Source organism: Frondihabitans cladoniiphilus, assembly GCF_039544345.1.
In the GTDB taxonomy this organism is placed as follows: Bacteria; Actinomycetota; Actinomycetes; order Actinomycetales; family Microbacteriaceae; genus Frondihabitans; species Frondihabitans cladoniiphilus.
In genome coordinates this window covers 286265-306337 of record NZ_BAABLM010000005.1, presented here as the reverse complement: position 1 = coordinate 306337, position 20073 = coordinate 286265, and the positions used below count along the sequence as shown (strand labels likewise).

The window sequence follows — 20073 nt, the reverse complement described above, 5'->3', positions numbered from 1 at the left end:
GGCCCGTCCGGAATTTCCGCCGCGCCCGCTCCGGAATGTCCGGAGGCCCGATCGGTCGACGCGCGCCGAACCGTCTCCTACGGTCGTAGGGAGGACACCGGGGCGGGTGATCCGGTGGACGGTCGCGTGGGGATCAGCTCGCGGCCGTCCTCCAGATCAACGCCCCCTGCATGCTCGAGGGGAAGACCGAGGCGATCCGCAGGACGGCCTCCCGCAGCGTGGCGGGGTCGCAGGCGAGGTTGAGCCGGGCGAATCCGCGGCCCTCGCGGCCGAAGCTCAGGCCCGAGTTGAGGGCGACGTAGGCGTTCTCGCGCAGGCTCACCGCCGGGTCGTCGCCGAGGCCGAGGCCGCGGAAGTCGAGCCAGGCCAGGTAGCCGGCCCGCGGGCGGTGATACACGACGCCGGGGAGGTTCTCGGCGAGCAGCGCGCCCAAGAGCGACGCGTTCGCGGCGACCTTGACGACCGCGTCGTCGAGCCAGTCGGTACACGAGAGCGCGGCGACGTTGGCGTGGAGGCCGAGGATGCTCGCCCGGCAGGCCACCTCCTCGTTCAACGTGTCCAGCAGAGCGGCCGTCCGGTCGTCGCCCGCCACCATCACTGAGCACTTCACCCCGGCCAGGTTCCAGCCCTTGCTCGCGGACGTGACGCACACCGACCGCGCGCCGGCCGCCTCCGCGATCGGGGCGAACGGCTCGAAGGTCACCCCGGGATGCGTCAGCGGCCCGTGGATCTCGTCGCTGACCACGAGGACGTCGTAGCGGGCCGCGAGCTCGGCCAGCTTCTCGAGGACGCTCCGGGGATGCACGAGGCCCAGCGGGTTGTGCGGGTTGCAGAGCAGGAAGATCCCGACCCCGTCGGCGAACGCCCGCTCGAGCCCTTCCAGGTCGAGCGACCAGCGACCGAAGGTCTCCCGGAGCGGCACCTCCACGATGTCACCCTGGGCCTCCTCGACGAGCTCGAAGAACGGCGGGTAGACCGGCGGGGTGATGACGACGCGGGCCTCCGGTCGGGTCTCGGCGCCCTCGGCTCGCGCTTTCAGGACCGCGAGTTCGAGACGGAGGGTCTCGACGATGCCGACACTGACGTCGGTGGCGATGTGGATCCGAGCGGGGTCGATCCGCCAGCCCCAGCGATCGAGGGCGAAGTCGGCGAAGGCCGGAGCAAGCGGGCCCGGGCCGTCGAGGTAGCCGAGGTCGGAGGAACGGACCCGGGCGATGATCGCCTCCTTGATGGGCTCGGCCACGCCGTAGTCCATCTCGGCCACGAAGAGCGGGAGCACCTCGGGGGCGTAGCGCGTCCACTTGATGCTCGTTCGATCGTTGCGGATGTTCTCGACTTCCTCCGCAGTGAAATCGCTCATGCCCTCACGATGCCCGCCTCCGGCTCCGAACGCCAGCCGGAAGACACATCGCGTCACTTGCAGGACACACGAATGTCACAGGCGCCCTGTTAGATCGAGGACGACGGCGAACCGAACCACGTCGTTCTGATCACGCTCGACCAGCCATCGATCCAGGGGAGAAACGAATGCGACGATCACTCGCAGAGAACATCAGGAGGGTCGGCCGACCGGTCGGCGCAGCGGCCGCTCTGGCTGCGCTCATCGGCGGCGGGGTGGCTGCGGCCGGTCCGGCGACGGCGGCGCCGTCCATCACGGCTGCACCGTCCTCCACCGCGGCACCCTCCGCGACTGCGGCACCGTCCGCCGTGGCCGCACCGTCCGCCGGTCTCGTCGTGAACGAGGTCTACGGTGGCGGCGGCAACAGCGGCAGCACCTACACGAACGACTTCGTCGAGCTCGCCAACCGCGGCACGACGGCCATCGACCTCGCCGGCTACTCGGTGCAGTACCACTCGAAGGCGGCGACCGGCACCTGGCAGGCGACGCCGCTGGCCGGCACGATCGCTCCCGGCGCCCTGTACCTCGTCGCCGAGGCCAAGGGTTCGGGCGGCACGACACCGCTGCCGACGCCCGATGCGACCGGCACGATCGCGATGAGCGCCACCGACGGCACCGTCGCCGTGGTGCCCCAGACCGCTGCTCTCACGTGTTCCGACAGCGCGAGCTGCCGGGGTGCATCCCTCGATCTCGTGGGGTTCGGCGCTGCGGCGCTGTCGTCGGGCACCCCTGCCACGGGTGCCTCGGCCGTGAACTCGGTGCAGCGTCTGGCGGCCGCCGACACCGACGACGACGCGACCGACTTCGCCGCCGCCGCACCGACGCCGGGGGCCGCGAACACGGCGACCGCCCCGGTCACCCCGCCGACAGGGCCTGGGCCCGTCGCCGGCACGGTGCGGATCCACGACATCCAGGGCACGACCTGGGTCTCGCCGCTGAACGGTCAGACCGTCGCGAACGTGCCCGGCATCGTCACGGGCGTCCGCACCTCGGGCACCAGCAAGGGCTACTGGCTGCAGGACCCCGAAGCCGATGCGAACCCCGCCACGAGCGAGGGCGTCTTCGTCTACACGAGCACGAGCCCGACCGTGAAGGTCGGCGACTCCGTGCTGGTGTCCGCCACGGTGAAGGACTACTACCCGCTCGCATCCGGCGACACCACCGCGACCACATCGAACCTGTCGATCACCGAGCTGCAGAGCGCCACCACCGTGGTGCTCTCGTCGGGCGACGCCCTGCCCGCGCCGATCGTGCTCACGCCGACGACTGTGCCCGGCACCTACGCCCCCGATCTCGGCGGCGCGAACATCGAGACCACTCCGATCACGCCCAGCCGCTCGGCGCTCGACTTCTACGAATCGATCGAGGGCATGCGGGTCGAGGTCGACGACGCCCGCGTCATCGGCCCGTCGAGCGACTACGGCGAGCAGTACGTCACGACGAAGCCGGCTCAGCTCACCACCCCGCGCGGCGGCACGCTGCTGACCGCCGAGAACACGACGCCGTCCGGCCGTCTCGAAGTCGTGCCCGTCGACGGCTCCAACCCCGGCGTGAACGTCGGCGACGTCTTCACCGGCGCCACCGTCGGGCCGATCGACTACTCGCAGTACGGGGGCTACCTGCTCGCTGCGACGACCGTCGGCGCCGTGAAGTCGAACGGCCTCACGCCGAGCGTGGCGACGAAACCGCAGAGCGACCAGCTCTCGGTCGCGACCTACAACGTCGAGAACCTTGCCCCGTCCGATCCCGCGTCGAAATTCCAGGCCCTGGCCACGGGAGTCGTGACGAACCTCGCGTCGCCCGACATCCTCACCGTCGAAGAGGTGCAGGACGATTCCGGCGCGACGAGCGACGGCACGGTGGCGTCCGACCAGACGCTCGCCAAGCTCACCGCGGCGATCAGCGCAGCAGGCGGTCCGGCGTACCAGTACCGCGAGATCGACCCGGTCGACGGGCAGGACGGCGGTCAGCCCGGCGGCAACATCCGCGTCGTGTTCCTCTTCAACTCGGCCCGCGTCTCGTTCGACGACCGCGGCTCCGCGGCGACGGACCGCTCGACGACGGCAACCGCCGTGACGAAGGCGCACGGCGCACCCGACCTGACCCTCTCGCCCGGCCGAATCGACCCGACGGACACGGCGTGGAACTCCTCGCGCAAGCCGCTGGTCGGCGAGTTCACGTTCCGCGGCAAGAAGGTCTTCGTGATCGGCAACCACTTCGACTCGAAGGGCGGCGACCAGAGCCAGGACGGCCGGTACCAGTACCCGGCGCAGTCGTCGGCCGTGCAGCGTCAGGCGCAGGCGACCCTGGTCAACCAGTTCGTCGCGTCGCTGCTGAAGGTCGACAAGAAGGCCGCGGTCGTCGTGGCCGGCGATCTCAACGACTACCAGTTCAGCCCGGCACTCAAGACGCTCACCGGTGCCGCGACGGGCAAGCCGATCCTGACCGATCTCATCACCACCCTGCCGGCGAACCAGCAGTACACCTACGTCTACGAGGGTCTCAGCGAGGTGCTCGACCACATCCTGGTCACTCCCGGCGTCGGCACGCCCGACTACCAGGTGCTGCACCTCAACTCGGAGTTCACGAACCAGACGAGCGACCACGACCCCCAGGTCGTCCGGCTCTTCGGTCGCAGCACGCCGCCGTCCCGCGTCGTGCCACCGTCGACCACCGCTGTCAGCTACAGCGACGGCCTCGACAAGCTGACCTCCAAGGGCGCCGAGGTCGGCGGCCTGTCGTCGCTCGCCTTCGACAAGCTGTCCGGCTCGTGGGTCTCGGCGGTCGACAACCACGCCGACGACCCGTCGCGGCTCTGGTTCTTCCGCAGCCTCACCGATCCGACGATCACGCGGGATCCCCTCGTCCTCAAGCACGCCGACGGCACGCCCTACACCGGGCTCACCGCCGACAACGAGGGTCTCGCGGTCCTGCCGACGGGCGACTACGTGATCTCCTCCGAGACCGAACCGTCGATCCGGATCTTCGGGCGGAACGGCGTCGAAAAGGCGCAGCTTCCGGTGCCCGGTCGTTTCGCGGTGACGGGGACGACGCTCTCCGGGGCGGGCCTCTCGGGCGCACCGGCCGCGGGCCAGGCGACCTCGAACGCCACGCTGGAGGGCCTCACCATCTCACCCTCGGGCCGCACGATCGTCGCCGCCATGGAGGGCGCCCTCTCGGGCGACGTCTCCGCGGCGGGCGACGCCACGGCGCACCGCTTCCTCGTGTACACGCAGACCGGCTACAACACCTGGAAGCTCGTGAAGCAGGTCGGCTACCGGGCCGAAGCCGGGCAGCGCATCCCCGAGGTCGCCGCCATCAGCGACGACCGCCTGCTCGTCGAGGAGGCCTCCTTCTCCCCCGAGACCGGCAACGCGGTGACCCTCTACTCCGTCACGGGGTTGCAGAAGGCGGCCGACGTCTCGAGCGTCACGAACCTGTCCGGATCGCCCGCCGGGTCGTTCCTGTCGAAGACGCTCGTGGCCGACCTCGCGAAGGGCCCGACGCTCGGCGCGACCGCACTCGAGACGCAGACGAACCCGCTGCTCGACAACTTCGAGGGCATGGCGATCACGGCCGGCGCCCAATCGGGGCCGGGCGGCACGGTCGGCGTGACGTTGATCAGCGACGACAACTTCGGAGCGCTGCAGCGCACTCGGCTGCTGAACCTGCTGGTGACGCTGCCGCGGTAGCCGCCTCACCGCCGGAGAAGCCCCGCAGTCGCGCGACTGCGGGGCTTCTCTGTGGGCAGCGCCTTGGGCGGCGCGGCGCAAATCGCGAGCGATCCGCAACACGACGGCCGTCTGGTGCGGCTCCGGGAGGCGGCGGAGGACGAAATGCTCGCCATTTGCGCACGGACCGTGGCAGGAGCGGGGGTGGCAGCAGGAGCGGGAGCGGGGGTGGCAGGGGCGGCAGCAGCTACTGCACGGTCACGAGCGTCCCGAGCGGCAACGCGTCGATGGCGGCGAGCGCCGTCGCGTCGAGGCGCACGCAGCCGTGCGACACCGCGCCGGCGTGGGCGCTGTAGTAGTGCACGCCGATCAGGCCGCCGTCCGATCCGCCGTAGGGCTCGTCGGCGGCGCTGGAGTGCAACGACGTCAGCTGGATCGGATGCGTGCCGGTGCCCTGCGACGGGTCGACGTAGCGCTCCTCGAGGTAGCCGGTCACTCCCACGGGCGTCGGAGTGGTCGAGGTGCCGATGCCGGCGCCGAACGACTGCACGACGGTGCCGGCCTGGTCGACGATCGAGACGGTCTGGGCGGCGGTGGACACGACGACGTGCTCGGCCGGGGTCGCGACCTGCACGAGGTAGGAGGTCGGTACCCACGCGGCGGTCTGGGCGGGCGCGGTCACGCCGGCGGGCGCCTTCGAGGGCAGGATGCTCCGCGCCGGGGTCAGCACGAGCGCCCAGTCGCCGGACTGTTCGACGCCGACGACGGTCGAGTCCGCGCCGAGGAAGTCCTTCGCCGCGAATCGCGCCACCGGGGTCGTCGGGTCGGCCCCGAACAGCGGCGCGTCGGTGTTCAGGTGGTAAACGGTGGTCGACGCCGAGGCCGGGAGCTTCGCAGCCTGCGGCAGGAGCCCCGCGATCACAGCGCTGTAGTCCACCTCGGGCAGGGCGGCCACGGCGGCCGGCGCGACGACGGGCGGGGCCGGCCGTGGGGCCGCGGTGGGCGTGGCGGCTGCGACGGGAGCGACGGTCGCCGCGATGGCGGGAGCGTGGGATGCACGGCCCGGGCCCTCGACGAGCGCGGGCACGGCCACCACTGCCGCGACGACCAGCGCGGCGGTTCCCACGGAGACGAGCACGAGCATCCCCCGGTGCCGTCGGGCCTTGAGAGCGAGTGCGGCGAAGCCGGATTCACGGGAGGACGGGGTCGGAGCCATGGGGTGTCTTTCGTGGTCGCGAGACGTGTTCGTGATGCGGGTCTGCGGGTGCCCGTCCGGGGACGGACACCCGCAGGGGTGGAACGGTGCCGACAGACTGCCGGCGGGGGCTGCTAGCCGCTGACGACGGGCAGGTGCGGCTTGGTCGCGGCGGGCGCGGCCGGGGTGACCGACACGGGGGCCGGAGCGGTGACCGCGGCGGCGAGCACCGTGGCCTGACCGCCCGTCGCCGTGACCTGGACGGAGCCGTCGGCGGCGAGCTGCACGGTTGCGCTGGTCGCCGCGGCGAGGTTCAGCCGCTGCCACGAGCCGTTCGCCGTGCCGCTCTGGTCGAGCGGGTAGCCCGAGGCGATCTCGGTCTGGGCGAGCACCGCGGTGCGCTGCGCGTCGGTGAGGGTCGGGAACGCCGTGAGCAGCAGGTTGCTCGCACCGGTCGGGACCGAGGCGGCGAGGTTCGTCGCGCTGATCTGCGGGAAGCCGTAGGTCAGGCGCTCCTTGTAGACCGAGACGGCCGAGGCGCGGTTCGTGACGATCTGCGCAGTGCCGCCGGGCATCGCGGCCCCGCCGTAGGGGTTGGAGCTGTACGCGGTCTCCTTGGCGATGCAGGAGGTCAGGGTGCCGCCGCACTGGGCCGTCAGGTAGTTCACGAGTTCGGCGCGGGCCGGCTCGAGGACCTGGGTGCGGTAGGCGGCGTCCGACCAGCGGGCGGCCAGAGCGGCTTCGCCGTCGATGCGTCCGCCCACGATGTCGAGCGGGTAGTGCACGCCCAGCACGATGCGGTCGTTGCCGGCCTCGGAGGCGCGGGTCAGGATCTCGGGAGCCAGCTCGGGCAGCAGCGTGGCGAGGGTCACCCCGGCCTGGTAGGCCGTGGTCGTGTGGCCGCTCGGGAACGAGCCGCCGGTGCAGATGCCGACGGTGCCGTAACCGGCGTCGAGGGTGACGTCGTTCGGCGAGTAGACGTTGGTGGTGTCGGTCACGGGCGCGACGCGGTTGATCGCGAGGTTGCCCTGCGCGTCGGCGTAGCTCTTGCCGACGCGGTCGGCACTCGTCGACGAGGCGTTCACGGTGGTCGGCGCGCAGGCCGCGGCGTCTCCGGCGACCGCGGGCGTCGTCGGGTCGGTCGGCAGGTACGGACGGGGGTAGCTGAAGGTCGCCTTGGCGGTGCCGGTGCTGACGTACGAGCCGGAGGTGCCGTTCGAGCTGTTGATCAGCGCGGTGGTCAACGGCAGGGCGCCGGTCTCGGTGCCCTTGACGTAGAGCGGTGCGAGCGCGGAGCCGAGCGAGTCGGCGATCGTCAACGACTGGTCGTAGGCCGTGTTCGTGGCGTTGTTGTACTCCGCGTCCTGGAGCGCCTTGAACTGCTGGGCCGGAGTGGCGTTGTTGTTGATCCAGACGGCGAGCTGGTCGTTCAGGCTGAGCGTGGCGGCGTCCTTGACCGTGCCGTGCAGGTCGTTGGTGCCGCTGGGGGTCCAGAAGCCGTTGTAGCCGCCCAGGAGCGAGACGAGGTCGGGCTTGGCCGAGTCGCTGGGGTAGGTCGTCGCGGCGTTGGCGGCCAGGGGCGCGCCCACGACGAGGGCGGTGCCCACGGCCGTGGCGGCGACGAGTCGGGTGAAGCGTGATCTTCTTCGAGGACTGTGCATGCTCGGGAAGGTAGGAGAACCGAGTGACCCGGTTCGGAACGACGAGCGACTCGGAGGTGAACGCGAGTACCGTCGACAGGCGAACCGATCGACGAAAGGAACGAGCATCCCCCTCCGTCTCATCACCCTGCGCAACGAGACGGTCGAGTTGTTCCGCCGATCGAAGGCCCCCGTGCCGCGAGGCACGCGCCTGACCTACGGCATCGTCTCGGGCATCACCGTGGTGATCTGCTGCCTGCTGTTCGGGCCGGTCATCGGGGCGTTCTCGCTCTTCGGGTCGATGGCGTCGCAGTGGATCAACGGCCGCCCGTTCTCGCTCCGGGCGCGCTCGATGCTGACCGCGACCCTGGCGACGGTGGCCGCGACGACGGCGGGAGTCCTGGGGTCGCGACTCGGCCTGCTCGACACCCCGGTCATCGTCCTGGTGATCCTCGTCGTCGCGACGCTCTACTACACGTTCGTGCAGCTCCAGGGGCCCGGCCCGCTCAACCTCTTCTACGGCGTCGCGCTCGGCAGCTACCTCGGCCAGGACCCGGCCAAGGGGTGGGAGTTCATCGCGGTGACGGCCCTGTCCGGCCTGATCGCGACGACGATCTCGTGCCTCCTGCTGATCCCCCGGCCGCGCGGCCCCGAGATCCGCGCGCTCATGACGGCGCGCGAAGCCGTCGAGGACTTCGAGCACGCGGTGGCGAACGACCTCGTCGTCCAGCCGGACATCCTGCGCCAGGCGCGTGACGAGGCCTACGACGCCGTGAACCGCGGCTGGATCGTGATCCACGCCGCCCGTCTGCGTCGACGCCACAAGCTCATGGACACGGCGATGATGTCCATCAACCAACGCCTGGCGGCCGCGGTGGCCCGGTCCCTCGCCTGGCCGAGCCCCGAATCGGTCGAGACGCCGACGTCCGAGAGTACGAGACTCAGCCCTCGCTTCCGAGCCCGTCACGGCCTGCGGTTCACCTCGGTGGCCTGGTTCACGGCCTGGCGGATCGGCCTGGCAGGAGCCGTCGCGGGCATCGTGGCCGAGGCGCTCCAGGTCGGTCACCCGTACTGGGCGATCCTCACCGCCACGCTGATCGTCAACGCCTGGACGAGCCGGATCGCCCTCACGCGCCGCGCCGTCTCCCGAGCGCTCGGCACCGTGATCGGCGTGCTGGTGTTCGCCGGCCTGGCCGTCCTCCAGCTCCCGGCCTGGGGCGACGTGGCCGCGATGATCGCGTGCCTGATGCTGATGAACCTCATCGTCATGTCGAACTACGGCCTGGCCGTGATCTTCATCACCCCCATGGCGCTGCTCTCGAGCGACATCGGCAGCACCGTGCCGCCCTTCGCGCTGGCCGGCGACCGGGTGTTCCAGACGGTGATCGGTGCCGTGCTCGCACTCCTCGTGGTGTGGCTGACCGGCATCCGGTTCCCGCGCCGGGTCGCTCTGGCGCAGTTCCGTCGCACGGTCTCGGCCACCGAGTCGGTCCTCTCGAGCCTGGCCTCCGGGGGCCGGACGACGTCGACCCTCGCGGCCCGGAACGAACTCCAGTACGAGCTCATCACCAACGGCGCCGCGGCCACGAAGGCCTCCGCCGACGATCCCGATCTGGCCCAGTGGCGCGCGGCCGAACAGGCGGCGACCGATCTGGGGTACGCCGCCATGGCCGCCTGCTGGCTTCCCGAGCCGACCGCCGACGTTCCGATCCGGCAGGCGGTGAGCGTGCTCCGTGAGGCGGGCGATCCGACCTCCCGGGCCCCCGGTTCGCCGTTCCGCGACCCTCGACGGGCCGCGACCGTGCTCGGGCTGGCGCTGCTCACCCTCTCCGAGCGGGACGACGCCTCCGTCTGACCTCTGCCGCGAAGTTTGCAGGAAGGAAAGATCGGCGAATCTTTCCGTCTGAAGTGGTGTTCGCGCATCCCGCGCTCTCTCAGAATCGGTAAATCACCCCGTCGATTCACCGAGGAGTCCGACCATGACCCTGCTCAAGACCGCACCGATCACCGTGGCCGCCCAGCCGTCTCAGGCCGCCCAGCCGATGGACGACGCCCGGCCGTCTCAGGCCGCGCTCGTAGCCCGCCTGGATGAGATCCGCCTGACCGACGTCGACCGCTTCGGCGGTAAGAACGCCTCGCTCGGCGAACTCATCTCCGAGTTGCAGGAGGCCGGCGTGCGGGTGCCCGGCGGCATCGCCACCAGCGCCGAGGCGTTCCGTCGCCACCTCGCCCAGAGCGGCCTCGACGAGCGGATCGGGGAGCTCCTCGACGGGCTCGACGCCGACGACACCGCCGCCCTCGCCGCGACCGGTGAGAGCGTCCGCCACCTCATCGAGACGACGCCGCTCGCCCCCGAGCTCGACCGGGCCCTCCGCACAGCGTTCGCCGCCCTCGAGGCCGACAGCCCGGACGGGGTCACCTGGGCGGTCCGCTCGAGCGCCACCGCCGAGGACCTCCCCGACGCCAGCTTCGCCGGTCAGCAGGAGACCTTCCTCGGCATCGCGGGCATCGAGCACGTCCTCGACGCGGTCCGCCAGGTCTTCGCCTCGCTCTACAACGACCGCGCGATCGCGTACCGCGTGCACCACGGGTTCGTGCACGCCGAGGTGGCCATCTCGGCCGGCGTCCAGCGCATGGTCCGCTCCGACCTCGCCGCCTCGGGGGTCCTGTTCACGATCGACACCGAGAGCGGCTTCGACGGCGCCGTGTTCGTCACGAGCGCCTACGGCCTGGGCGAGGGGGTCGTGCAGGGCGCCGTGAACCCCGACGAGTTCTACGTGTCGAAGTCCTCGCTCGAGAGCGGCCGTCCCGGGATCCTGAAGCGCGCCGTCGGCGAGAAGGCCCTCAAGATGGTGTTCACCGAGGATGCCCGGGTCGGCGAGACGACGGCGTTCGTCGACGTCTCCCCCTCCGACCGGGTCGTGTTCAGCCTCGACGACGCGGAGGTGCACGAACTGGGCCGCCTCGGCCTCGCCATCGAGAAGCACTACGGTCGCCCGATGGACGTCGAGTGGGCCAAGGACGGCCTGTCGGGCGACCTGTTCATCGTGCAGGCCCGCCCCGAGACCGTGCGGTCGCGCGAGTCGGGCATCACCGAGAAGTTCCGCGTCGTGGGCGCCGAAACCGCTACGACGCTGGTCGAGGGCCGGGCCATCGGTCAGCGCGCCGGCAGTGGTCGCGTCGCGGTGCTGACCGAGCTGCGCGACATGGACTCCTTCACGACCGGCGACGTCCTGGTGGCCGACATGACCGACCCCGACTGGGAGCCGATCATGAAGCGGGCGAGCGCCATCGTCACGAACCGCGGCGGGCGCACCTGCCACGCGGCGATCATCGCGCGCGAGCTCGGCATCCCCGCCGTGGTCGGAACCGGCGAGGCGACGAGGATGCTCGCCCCCGGCCGCGAGGTCACCGTCAGTTGCGCCGAGGGCGAGACCGGGGTCGTCTCCGCGGGACTGCTCGAGATCGAGGTCACCACGACCCGCGCGGGCGACCTGCCGGAGCTCTCGACGAAGCTGATGATGAACGTCGGCAACCCCGAGCTCGCCTTCGCGCAGTCGAGGATCCCGAACCAGGGCGTCGGACTCGCGCGGATGGAGTTCATCATCAACCGGCAGATCGGCATCCACCCGCGGGCTCTGCTCGACCCGGCGTCGCAGCCGCCCGAGGTGCGGGACGAGATCGAGCGCCGCATCGCCGCGTACGAGTCGCCGACGGCGTTCTTCGTCGAGCGGCTGGTCGAGGGCATCGGGACCATCGCGACGGCGTTCGCCGAGCATCCCGTGATCATCCGCCTCTCCGACTTCAAGTCGAACGAGTACGCCCACCTGCTGGGCGGCTCGGCCTACGAGCCTGAGGAGGAGAACCCGATGATCGGGTTCCGCGGGGCGTCGCGGTACGTGTCGGCCCAGTTCGAGGCGGCGTTCGCGCTCGAGTGCGAGGCGATCCGTCGGCTTCGCGACGAGATGGGGCTCACGAACATCCAGGTGATGGTGCCGTTCGTGCGGACCGTCGCGGAGATCGAGCGGGTGATCGAGGTGCTCGCCGCCCACGGACTCGAGCGGGGCGTGAACGGGCTCAGGATCGTGATGATGTGCGAGATCCCCAGCAATGCGCTGTCGGCCGACGCCTTCCTCGACCACGTCGACGGGTTCTCGATCGGATCGAACGACCTCACGCAGCTCACGCTCGGGGTGGATCGGGACTCGGCCCTGGTGGCGTCGTCGTTCGACGAGCGCGACCCGGCCGTGCTGCGCCTGATCGAGATGGCGGTCACGGCGTGCCGGGCCCGCGGCAAGTACGTGGGCATCTGCGGACAGGGGCCGAGCGACCACCCCGACTTCGCCGACTGGCTGGTCGGGCTCGGCATCGAGTCGATGTCGCTCAACCCCGACACCGTGGTCGAGACCTGGGAGCGGTTGGGGGCGGCCGCCGCCTGACGCGTCGTTTCGGCCGGGGAGTGTCGTTTCGCGCCGCGGCGCGAAACGATCCCCCCGGCGCGAAACGACCCGGCCCGCGCTCGGAGGCGGCTCCCCTCAGGAGGCGGCCCCCCTCAGGAGGCGGCGGGGACGGGCAGCCCGGCTGCGACCTCGACGGCCTCGACGAAGGCGTCGTGGGCCAGCGCCGGGAACTGGCCGGTGACGTCGAACGCCACGACCTTCGTGCCCTCTATGTCGGCGAACTCGATCGGGTCGTCCGGGGTCATCTGTCCCGACGACGGCCGGAAGATCGTGACATCGGTGCCGCCCGCGATGAGGTCGTGCATGTCGTTCCAGGTCTGCGTGTGAGCACGGAAGACCGTCGGGTAGATCGAGTTGTAGCGGTCGGCGTTGATGATCGTCTCCGCCACCGCCTCGTAGAGCACCCGGGGGTTGTCGGTGCCGTAGAGGCCGACGTTCTTCTTGTAGAGCTTCTCGAGCGTGTAGCCGTCGGCGGGGAACTCGAGCGTCGGAGCCCAGGTCAGGGCCCAGCGCTCGCTCTCCTCGTCGTTCGGGGCCTCCGGGTTGTAGAGCACGACGGCCGGCACACGCGAGCGGTCGAGCTGCGAGGCCATGTTCACGACGAGCGACGAGCCGGTCTTCATGCCGACGGGCAGGAACTCACCCACACCCAGGTTGTCGAGGGCCTGGATCAGCACGCGGCCGTACTCGGACAGCGGGACGCCGGCCGGGGCCGAGTCGCTCTGACCGAAGCCGGGGGTGTCGAAGGCGAGGACCGCCACGCCCTCCGGGAACGAGTCGAGGACCGGCTCGTAGACGAAGGAGGAACGGGGCGACTCGTGATAGAACGCGATGACCTTCGAGGCTCCCGCGACGGGGTGCCCTCCGGCCCGGTAGTGGATCTGTCCCCAGTCGGTGTCGACGTATCCGCGCATGTCATGTCCTTTCGGTGGTGGGTGGTGGGTGGAGCAGGAGGCGGGGCCCGGGGCGCCGCCGTCCGGGGGCGGTGCCCGCGGGACCAGCAGGTCAGAAGGCGGTGCCCGCGGGCCCAGCCGGTCAGAAGGCCCGGAGGTTGTCCCGCAGCATCTCGTGGTCGTACTCGCGCCGGGTGAGGCCGCGACGCTGGAGCTCCGGCACGAGGCCGTCGCAGATCTCGGCCATGAAGCGGCGGGTGACTCCGTGCGAGGCGATGAGGAAGCCGTCGCCGCCCGCGATGTCGGCGAACTCCTCGAGCTGGTCGGCGACCTGCTCGGGCGACCCGACGAGCGACGGTCCGGAGCCGTTCGCCTGCCGGGCGACGGCCTCGCGCAGCGTGTACTTCGCGTTGCGGGCCCGATAGTCGGCGAAGAGCTGCGTGCCGTTGGTGGCCAGGTCGAGCTCGCCCAGCGGGACGTCGCGGGGCACCGTCGAGAAGTCGATGTCGGTCGACTTCGACATGGCCGCGAGCGGCACCTCGATGTTGTCCCGGGCCAGCTGGACGCGCTCGGCCGCCCGCTGCTCGGCCTCCTCCTGGGAGGAGCCCACGGTCGGCCAGACGCAGAACAGCACCTTGATGTCGTCCGGGTTCCGGCCCTGCTCGGCCGCCGAGGCGCGCACTGCCTCGCGGTATTCGCGCGCCTTCTCGGGCGTCGCCTGGATCGCGACGATCGTGTCGGCGTGCTTGGCCGCGAACCGGATCCCGCGGGGGGATCCACCCGCCTGCGAGATCACGGGGCTGCCCTGCGGAAGCGGACCTGAGTTGAGCGGACCACGCGTCTTGAAGAACGGGCCCTCGTAGTCGGCGCGCCGCACCTTCTCGTGATCGGCGAAGGTGCCGGTCGTCCAGTCGGCGACCACCGCGTCCGCATCCCACGTGCCCCACAGGGCCTGAGCCGCGGAGAGGAAGTCGTCGGCCACCTCGTAGCGGTGGTCGTGCTCGTCCATGCCGTCGTTGCCGTAGTTCTGCAGCGCGCGGTCGCTGGTGCCGGTGACGATGTTGACGCCCATGCGGCCCTTGGAGAGCTGGTCGAGCGATCCGATCATCCGCGCGAGGAGGTACGGGTGGTAGGCGAACGTGCCGGCCGTCGGCACGATGCCGAGCCGCGAGGTCGCCTGCGCGAGGAGCGTAGCGACGATCATCGGATCCTGCCGCGGCCCCTGGATGGCCGACCGGAGGTACACCTCCATGCTGTCGCCGTAGCGGTCGCCGATGAAGGTGTTGTCCTCGATCAGCACGTAGTCGAACTTCGCGCGTTCCATCGACCGGGCGAGGTCGACGAAGATCTGCGCGTCGTCCCAGGTCTCGCCGATCGAGCCGGAGAACGGCTGGGCCCAGGCCGGGGCGTTGGTCCCGTTCAGGAACCAGCCCAGGTGGAAGGGGGATGCGCTCATGTCAGAACGCCCCGAGGTTCGCCTTGAGCGTCGGCTCGGTGTAGTCCGAGCGGATCAGCCCGCGCTTGCGCAGTTCCGGTGCGAGGCCGGAGGCGATCTCGTCGACGTAGCGGCGCGAGTGCGTGCGCACCGGTTCGCCGCGGATCAGGAAGCCGTCTCCGCCGACCGCCTCCATGACCTCGTCCATCTGCTCGGCGACCGACGCCGGCGTGCCGATGAGGGGCAGCACCTCGGTCTGACGACCCATGAGCGCCTCGCGGATCGTCTTGCCCTCGGCCCCTTTGCGGAACTGGTCGAGGCCCGACTGGTGGCCGTTGGTCGTGACGTCGGCCGGCAGCGGCTGGTCGAGGTCGAACTGCTTGAAGTCGACCTCGGTCGTGATCGACATGATGCCGAGGATCGTCTCGATCTGGTCCTGCGTCAGCTCGTAGCGACGACGGGCGAGCGCCTGAGCGTCGGCCTCGGTCTCGCCGAGGACGGGCTGCACGATGAACATGACCTTCACGTCGTCGGCCGCGCGTCCCTGCGCCACCGCACGCGATCGGATGTCGTCGCGGTACTCCTTCATGGCGTCGACGCCGCTCGGGGTGGCGAGAAGGACGTTGGCGTGGCGGGAGGCGAAGTCGCGGCCCATCGGCGACCCGCCGGCCTGGCAGATCGTCGGGTAGTGCTGCGGTCCTGCCGGGAGGTTCAGCGGTCCGCGCACCTTGAAGTACTTGCCCTCGTGGTGGATCGGGTGCACCTTCGTGTGGTCGGCCAGGTAGCCGGTCTCCCGATCGGCGACGATCGCGCCGTCCTCCCACGAGTCCCACAGCGCCTTCGCGACGGTGATGAACTCCTCGGCCATGACGTAGCGCTCGTCGTGCTGGAGCAGGTGGTCGATGCCGTAGTTCTGAGCCGCGAGGTCTTCGGACGACGTGACGACGTTCCAGCCGACCCGCCCCTGGGTGAGGTGGTCCATGGTCGCCATCACGCGGGCGAGGATGAAGGGCGGGTAGAAGCTGGTCGACATCGTGGCGATGAATCCCATGTGCTTCGTCGCCTGCGCCAGCATCGGCAGCAGCGGCACCGGGTCGCCCTTCGGCGAGTGGAGACCGTGCTTCAGGTCGTTCTCCATCGATCCGCCGTAGGTGTCGCTGACGAGGGTGGAGTCTTCGAACATCATGAAGTCGAAGCCGGCGCGCTCCAGATTGCGCGCCATGTCGACGTAGTACTGGCCGTTCAACCAGGTGAACGGGGTGTCCTGCGCCCAGGGCGACTTCCAGGCCGGGACCTTGAACGGGGTGAACCACGCGAGGTGGAAGGGATCTGCTGACACGGGGTGCTCCTTGGTTCTGAGGGGTGGTGCTGATCGGGATGACGAGCGGCTCAGGGCACGCGCGCCTGGACGGCCGCGAGCCACTCGGGTGTCGCCTCGGGGACCGGTACCCGGACCTCGTCGACGACCGTCGTGTAGAGGGCCCCGCCCAGCCGGCCGACGGGACGGTACCGGGCGATGTCGATCCGGCCGGTCCCGTCGAGGACGTCGTCGGCCGCGTGGACGGCGACGACCTCTCCGATGACCACGTGTGCGCCGTGGAGCTCGAACTCCCGATCGAACACGCACTCCAGGGCGACCTTCGCCGCCGCGAGCCGCGGCGGGCCGACCTGGACGGACGGGACGGTGGCGAGGCCGAGCAGCTCGGCCTCGTCGTCCTCGGGCGGCAGGATCGCCGCGCTGTCGGTCTCGACGTCGATGAGGCCGTCGGTGACCAGGTTGACGACGAAGTCGCCCGAGGCCCTGAGGTTGTCGTAGGAGTCCTTCTGGCCGATGAACGAGATCATCAGCGTCGGCGGATCCATGGTGACGAGGTTGAAGTAGCTGTACGGAGCCAGGTTGCCGACGCCGTCCGGCGAGACGGTCCCCACCCACGCGATGGGGCGGGGGACCACCGCGTTCTTCACCATCCAGATGAAGTCGAACTGCCGGTCCGTGTTCCGTTCCAGATACATCGGGCGGCCTACTTGTACGAGGCGTGGACGAAGTCGAGCATGCCGTCGGCGCGAGGCGTCCAGTTCAGGTCGTTGGCGACGCCGTAGATCGCCTTCGTGTAGTAGAGGTTCGACAGGTAGGTCTTGTCGGCGTTGATGCCCCAGATCTTGGCGATCACGGCCTTCCGAGCGGTGGGATCCGTCGTCCCCGACGCCTCGGTGATGAGGCTGTTGATGTCGGGGTCGCTGAACAGGGCCTCGCCGGTCGGGCCGTAGAGGTAGTTGAGCGTCGTAGCGGCGTCCATCATCGACGGCGAGAACTGCTGCAGGTACAGGCCCTTGAGCGACTTCGACGACCAGCTCAGGTTGAACGAGGCGGTGTCGCTGCCCTGGAGGGTGACGTTGATGCCGGCCGCCTTGAGCTCGGCCTCGATCGACTGGGCGAGTTCGTCCGACTGGGCGATGCCGCCGTTGGTGGCGTACTGGAAGGGGATCGCCGTGCCGTCGTAGCCGGAGGCCTTGACGAGCGCCTTGGCCTTCTTGAGGTCGAACTTCATGGCCGACAGCGACGAGTCGTAGCCGTTGACGTTCGGGGCCACCGACGAGGCCGTGCCGATCGTGCCCAGACCGTTCAGCACGGTCGAGATGATCGTCTTGCGGTCGACGGCGAGGCTGACGGCCTCGCGGAAGTTCGGGTCGGAGAGCCAGGTGGCCGACGTGTTGTAGCCGAGGTAGACGTCCTGGTTGCTCTGCGCCTGCTTGACGGTCGACGTGGTGGACGCTTGGGCCTGGCTCAGCTGGGACGGGGCGAGGGCCGCCAGGTCGGCCGAGCCGGAGAGGAGGCTGTTGAGACGCGAATCGGTGTCGGCCACGGGGACGACCGTGACGTTCTTGATCTTGGGTGCGCCTCCCCAGTAGCTGTCGTTCGCCTTGAGGACGACGCTGGTGCCTGGCGTCCACTTGACGAGCGTGTAGGGCCCGGCACCGATGGGGGCCTTGACGAAGCCGTCCGTGCCCTCCTTCGAGTACAGCGCCTGCGGCACGACCGAGATGTAGTACGCGATGCGGGGGAAGTTGGCGTCGGCGTTGGTCAGGTCGAACTGGACCGTGGTCTTGTCGACCGCCTTCACGCTGGCGATGTTCTTCGTGTAGATCTGGTTCAGCGACTTCGGGTTGGCCTGCACGGCCTGGAAGCTGTAGGCCACGTCGTCGGCCGTCTCGTCGGTGCCGTCGGAGAACTTCGCGTCCTTCTGGATCGTGAAGGTCCAGGTCTTGCCGCCGTTGCTCGAGACGTACTTGGTGGCCAGCTTCGGTTCGATCGCGCCGGCGGGCGAGATCTGCGTGAGCTGGTCGAACACGGCGTGGAACACGTTGAGGCTGTAGAGGCCGTTGTCGATGACCGGGTCGTCGCTCGTGAGGTCGGCCGGCTGGGCGACGGTGAGCATCTTCGTGCTCGCCGTCGACGACCCCGAGGCCGACGAGGACGACGACGAGCCGGAGGTCGCGCCGCCGGAGGAGCACGCGGCGAGGACGACGACGAGCGCCGCGGCGGGCAGGACGGCCGCGATCCGCTTGGGTTTGGCGAGGAAGGTGGTTCTCAGGGACATGGTGCGCCTTTCGGATTCGGGCAGCGCGAAGCAGCCCAAGGAGGGGTGAAGGAACAGGGAGCTGTGTGAGGAGGACCGGATCAGCGCGTGCGGGCGGTGGGATCCGGATCGGGGACGGAGGCGAGGAGTTGCCGGGTGTATTCGTGGGTCGGCGCTTCGAAGAGCTCGTGGCTCGGCGCCTTCTCGACGATGAGACCGCGTCGCATCACGGCCACGTCGTCGGAGAGGTTGCGGACGACCGAGAGGTCGTGCGAGACGAACAGGTAGGCGAGACCGAGCTCGTCCTGCAGGTCGCGGAGGAGGGTGATGACCTGCGCCTGGATCGAGACGTCGAGGGCGCTCGTCGGCTCGTCCAGGATCAGGACCTGCGGTTTGAGCGCCAGAGCGCGGGCGATGCCGACACGCTGCCGCTGACCGCCGGAGAACTCCGTCGGTCGGCGCTTGGCCATCTCCGGGGTCAGCCCGACCTGGTCGAGGACCTCGCGGACCCGGCCCGGAGTGAACTTCCGGTTGATCCGCAGGGGCTCGGCGACGATGTCGAAGACCGACATCCGCGGATCGAGGGACGAGAACGGATCCTGGAACACCGCCTGGATCGCGGGGCGGTACGGACGCCGCTTCCGGTCGTTCATGGTGGAGATCGGGTTGCCCTCGTAGGTGACTCGTCCCGAGGTCGGCTTCGTCATGCCGAGGATCGTGCGGACCAGGGTCGACTTGCCGCAGCCCGACTCCCCCACGAGGCCCAGGGTGCGTCCGGCGTAGAGCTCGAGACTCACACCGCCGACGGCGACGAACGGCTCGGCTCGGCGGCCGAGGCCGGTGCGCTGCGGGTAGTGGACCTGGACGTCCTCGAGAGTGATGACCGGCTCGCCCGTCGCGGCGGGCTTGACGACCTCCTCCGTCACGACCGCCTGCACGCCGGCCGCGTGGAGGGGGCCGTTGATCGGCAGGATCGAGGCCAGCAGCTTCTTGGTGTAGTCGTGCTGAGGCCGCTGGTAGAGGTCGACGACGTCGCCCTCCTCCACGATGCGGCCCTTGTAGAGGACCACGACGCGGTCGGCGTTCTGCGCGACCAGGCCCAGGTCGTGGGTGACGAGGACCAGCGAGGAGCCGAGGCGCTCGCGCACCTCCTGGAGGACGCTCATGACCTGCGCCTGGACGGTCACGTCGAGCGCGGTCGTCGGCTCGTCCGCGATGAGCATCCGCGGTTCGTGGGCGATCGACATGGCGATCATCACGCGCTGGCGCTGACCGCCGGACAGCTCGTGGGGGAAGGCGCGCAGGCGGCGCTCGGGGTCCGGCATGTGGACCAGTTCGAGGAGCTCGATCGAACGCGCCTTCACCTGCTCCCTGGTCGCCTGCCGATCGTGCAGGGTGATCATCTCGGCGAGTTGCGAGCCGATCCGCATGACCGGGTTGAGCGACGTCATCGGGTCCTGGAAGATCATCGCGAGCTGCTTGCCGCGCACCGAGCGGAGATCGTTCAGAGTGGCGCCGCGGAGTTCGCGGTCGCCCAGCCGGATGCTGCCCGAGACGACGCGGACGCCGGCGGGGAGGAGCCCCATCGTCGCGAGCATCGTCATGGACTTGCCCGAACCGGACTCGCCCACCAGGGCGACCACCTCGCCGGGGGCCACGTCGATCGAGACGCCGTCCAGGAGTCGGATCGGTGCATCCCGCGGGCCTGCCTCGACCACGAGGTCTCGGATGCTCAGCACGGCTCCCCGAGGATCGCCGACGTCGCCCGTGGAGTGGACGGTCGGAGTCAGCGTGTCGGTCAT

At 70.0% G+C, this 20073-nt stretch carries 12 protein-coding genes; 3 read left to right on the top strand and 9 right to left on the bottom strand.

Features of this window, described 5'->3' with window-relative positions:
- Nucleotides 1-133: 133 nt before the first annotated feature.
- Nucleotides 134-1360, bottom strand: a complete 1227-nt coding sequence (locus ABEA39_RS13320; RefSeq protein ID WP_345376393.1) for a MalY/PatB family protein — start codon at nt 1358-1360, stop codon at nt 134-136.
- 167 nt (nt 1361-1527) lie between these two features.
- On the opposite strand from ABEA39_RS13320, the gene ABEA39_RS13315 reads away from it, so the two are divergent.
- Nucleotides 1528-5091 (top strand): esterase-like activity of phytase family protein, encoded by a 3564-nt coding sequence (locus ABEA39_RS13315; RefSeq protein WP_345376392.1) that lies wholly within the window; start codon nt 1528-1530, stop codon nt 5089-5091.
- Nucleotides 5092-5317: 226 nt separating this feature from the next.
- Here the strand turns inward: ABEA39_RS13315 and ABEA39_RS13310 are convergent, their stop codons facing one another.
- Together ABEA39_RS13310 and ABEA39_RS13305 are read right to left on the bottom strand one after the other, a co-directional pair.
- Nucleotides 5318-6286: a L,D-transpeptidase gene (locus tag ABEA39_RS13310; RefSeq protein ID WP_345376391.1), complete on the bottom strand. Its 969-nt coding sequence runs from the start codon at nt 6284-6286 to the stop codon at nt 5318-5320.
- Between the two features lie 113 nt (nt 6287-6399).
- Entirely contained in the window at nt 6400-7926 is a 1527-nt protein-coding gene (locus ABEA39_RS13305; protein ID WP_345376390.1) for a phosphatase PAP2 family protein, read from the bottom strand.
- Here ABEA39_RS13305 and ABEA39_RS13300 point away from each other — a divergent pair.
- Together ABEA39_RS13300 and ppsA are read left to right on the top strand one after the other, a co-directional pair.
- The gene (locus tag ABEA39_RS13300) at nt 7925-9760 is read left to right on the top strand and encodes an FUSC family protein (RefSeq protein ID WP_345376389.1); all 1836 of its coding nucleotides are present in this window, start codon (nt 7925-7927) and stop codon (nt 9758-9760) included. The two genes, ABEA39_RS13305 and ABEA39_RS13300, sit on opposite strands and share 2 nt — an antisense overlap.
- Nucleotides 9761-9947: 187 nt before the next feature.
- Entirely contained in the window at nt 9948-12344 is a 2397-nt protein-coding gene (gene ppsA, locus ABEA39_RS13295; RefSeq protein WP_345376592.1) for a phosphoenolpyruvate synthase, read from the top strand.
- Between the two features lie 113 nt (nt 12345-12457).
- Here the strand turns inward: ppsA and ABEA39_RS13290 are convergent, their stop codons facing one another.
- The 6 genes from ABEA39_RS13290 to ABEA39_RS13265 all read right to left on the bottom strand — a co-directional run bounded on the left by ABEA39_RS13290 (nt 12458) and on the right by ABEA39_RS13265 (nt 20073).
- Complete coding sequence (locus ABEA39_RS13290; protein WP_345376388.1) at nt 12458-13279, bottom strand: alpha/beta hydrolase; 822 nt, start codon at nt 13277-13279, stop codon at nt 12458-12460.
- A gap of 121 nt (nt 13280-13400) precedes the next feature.
- On the bottom strand, nt 13401-14714 hold the full coding sequence (locus tag ABEA39_RS13285; RefSeq protein WP_345376387.1) for an NtaA/DmoA family FMN-dependent monooxygenase: 1314 nt from the start codon (nt 14712-14714) through the stop codon (nt 13401-13403).
- A 1-nt stretch (nt 14715) separates the two neighbouring features.
- Nucleotides 14716-16032: an NtaA/DmoA family FMN-dependent monooxygenase gene (locus ABEA39_RS13280; protein ID WP_345376386.1), complete on the bottom strand. Its 1317-nt coding sequence runs from the start codon at nt 16030-16032 to the stop codon at nt 14716-14718.
- 50 nt (nt 16033-16082) lie between these two features.
- Nucleotides 16083-16706, bottom strand: a complete 624-nt coding sequence (locus ABEA39_RS13275; protein ID WP_345376385.1) for a flavin reductase family protein — start codon at nt 16704-16706, stop codon at nt 16083-16085.
- 8 nt (nt 16707-16714) lie between these two features.
- Nucleotides 16715-18292, bottom strand: a complete 1578-nt coding sequence (locus ABEA39_RS13270) for an ABC transporter substrate-binding protein (RefSeq protein WP_345376384.1) — start codon at nt 18290-18292, stop codon at nt 16715-16717.
- Between the two features lie 80 nt (nt 18293-18372).
- Complete coding sequence (locus ABEA39_RS13265) at nt 18373-20073, bottom strand: ABC transporter ATP-binding protein (RefSeq protein ID WP_345376383.1); 1701 nt, start codon at nt 20071-20073, stop codon at nt 18373-18375.

Bases quoted from the DNA above. Each gene is read 5' to 3' on its own strand.
- ABEA39_RS13310 (WP_345376391.1), bottom strand. From the start codon at position 6,286: ATGGCTCCGACCCCGTCCTCCCGTGAATCCGGCTTCGCCGCACTCGCT.
- ABEA39_RS13265 (WP_345376383.1), bottom strand. From the start codon at position 20,073: ATGACCGACACGCTGACTCCGACCGTCCACTCCACGGGCGACGTCGGC.
- ppsA (WP_345376592.1), top strand. From the start codon at position 9,948: ATGGACGACGCCCGGCCGTCTCAGGCCGCGCTCGTAGCCCGCCTGGAT.
- ABEA39_RS13285 (WP_345376387.1), bottom strand. From the start codon at position 14,714: ATGAGCGCATCCCCCTTCCACCTGGGCTGGTTCCTGAACGGGACCAAC.
- ABEA39_RS13270 (WP_345376384.1), bottom strand. From the start codon at position 18,292: ATGTCCCTGAGAACCACCTTCCTCGCCAAACCCAAGCGGATCGCGGCC.
- ABEA39_RS13305 (WP_345376390.1), bottom strand. From the start codon at position 7,926: ATGCACAGTCCTCGAAGAAGATCACGCTTCACCCGACTCGTCGCCGCC.
- ABEA39_RS13315 (WP_345376392.1), top strand. From the start codon at position 1,528: ATGCGACGATCACTCGCAGAGAACATCAGGAGGGTCGGCCGACCGGTC.
- ABEA39_RS13320 (WP_345376393.1), bottom strand. From the start codon at position 1,360: ATGAGCGATTTCACTGCGGAGGAAGTCGAGAACATCCGCAACGATCGA.
- ABEA39_RS13300 (WP_345376389.1), top strand. From the start codon at position 7,925: ATGCTCGGGAAGGTAGGAGAACCGAGTGACCCGGTTCGGAACGACGAG.
- ABEA39_RS13290 (WP_345376388.1), bottom strand. From the start codon at position 13,279: ATGCGCGGATACGTCGACACCGACTGGGGACAGATCCACTACCGGGCC.
- ABEA39_RS13275 (WP_345376385.1), bottom strand. From the start codon at position 16,706: ATGTATCTGGAACGGAACACGGACCGGCAGTTCGACTTCATCTGGATG.